At 63.3% G+C, this 1,820-nt stretch carries 1 protein-coding gene; it reads left to right on the top strand.

What is annotated here, in order from left to right; translation table 11 throughout:
• Nucleotides 1-457: 457 nt before the first annotated feature.
• On the top strand, nt 458-1,820 hold a 1,363-nt coding region (locus H565_RS14950; protein WP_169726671.1), incomplete at its 3' end, for a type IV secretory system conjugative DNA transfer family protein.

Genomic DNA, 1,820 nt, shown 5'->3' with positions numbered 1-1,820 from the left:
CCGTACAGGAGCCGACTTCTCAAGTCTCCATCTGACTTTTGACCCCTAGAGAGGAGCGTGACAACGTGCGGGAGCTGTCCGGACCCGAAAAGGAATGGGTGAGGGAAAGGCAGGCTGAACGGCAGACCGAGCAAGCCCACGAACGACCCCAGAAGGGGCAGGAGATGGAGCGATGACCGATGACCGAAGCAGGACGGCACTGTTTATGGTGGTGCTGTTGGCACTCGGCGGGGTGCTGACGTGGTGGGTTGGGAGAACAGCCACGGACGCGGTGAACCGTGCTTATGCGCAGTACAACGTGAGCTTGAAAACAGCGAAGTTCGAACCGCTGAGCATCATTCCAGATGCATTCAGGGCACACAGAACAGAGAGGGTGGGCGAGCTGTACCCCAATACCTCAAAGGTGAAGGGGCAGCCGTGCGGGAGTGACTGCCTCGCGTGGCGCACCGTCCAGGACGTGAAGGTAGCCCGTGTGGTGCCTCTGCCGTGGGCGGGGGGTGCGGGGGTGGGCCTGCTGCTGCTAGGCGGCTTGCTGGCCGTGGGCTTGGCCGGTCCCAACCCGCGAAAGAACCTCATCAACTACCAGCGCAACCGCGTGAAGCTGCGGACACAGGGAGACGTGCTGCCTATCGTACAGGCGGGCGGGACGCACTGGGGCCTGATGCGCCGCTCCCCGAAGGACGGTGGCCGCCGCGAGTACGGCAACGCGGTTTTCATCGGTGCACCGGGCCGGGGCAAGTCGAGTTTGCTCAAGTGGTGGTTGCTGACGGCAGACAGACTCAATTTCGTGGTGCTCGACCTGAAAGGCGACCTGTGGACGACCACCGCAGGGCACCGGGCCGAGTTGGGCCGCGTGATCCGCTTTGACCTCACCAGCATGAAAGGCGACGCGCTGGACCCGCTCAACACCGACGACAAAGGCGCCGCTCAAGCGGTGATCAACGCCTTTTTGCCGAGCAACACGGGCGAGAAGTCGGATTACTTCAACAAGCTGGCGACCGAAATCGCCCTCGCGTATTGGGCCGCAGCGCGGCAGACCTGCCAAAGCGCTATCCCGGTACTGGTCAAGGCGGCTACAAGCCCGACAAGAGCCATGTTGGAGCTGGCAAGGGGTCTGGTGGCCCTCGCGCCCGTCCAGACCCGTGACGACCTTCTGAGAAGTTTTGAAGCCGCCTTCGGAGCCATCTGGGACGACCCGACTGCCGCTGCTGGAGGGGAGCGCGGGAGCGTGGTGCAGTCTTTTAAAGCAGGCTTCGCCGGACTCGATACCCCCGAAATCCTGTCTACGCTGTGCAGGACGACGTTTGACCCTGCCGAACTGGTGGAGAAGCGGGCGACGGTGTATATCTCCGCGCCCAGCACGGAGCCGCCCTACAAAGCGCCCCTTGAAACCTTGATGGGTGCAGTCATCCAGGCCGTGACCCGCTACGTTGACCGCGAACGGCAAGGGTCGCAGGGGGAAGACATCGTGATTCTGGCGGACGAGGCGGGCATTCTACGCGTGCCACAGTTCGCGGAAACCCTCGCGGGTGGACGTTCTCGCGGCCTCACCCTGACGGCCTTTTTGCAGAGCATGGGCCAGCTCGACCAGTATCACAAACGCGGCTGGCGCGGCATCGTGGACACCATTCACCACTGGACATGGTGGAACACCAACGATCCCGATGCACACGCCTTTTTGCGGCAGCGCTGCGGGGTATACGACAAGCCCAACCCAAGCCGCGACGCGGAGGAGCGCAAGCGTCGCCCCCACGTTGAGGCGCACGTGGTCTGCTCCCCGAAAACTGGACGGTCAGGACTAGAGACTCAGGCTCGCCCCC

It is taken from the genome of Deinococcus murrayi DSM 11303 (assembly GCF_000482805.1).
GTDB classification, from domain to species: Bacteria; Deinococcota; Deinococci; order Deinococcales; family Deinococcaceae; genus Deinococcus; species Deinococcus murrayi.
The sequence above is the reverse complement of the archived record's forward strand: the minus strand, read 5'-3'. Positions and strand labels throughout refer to the sequence as shown.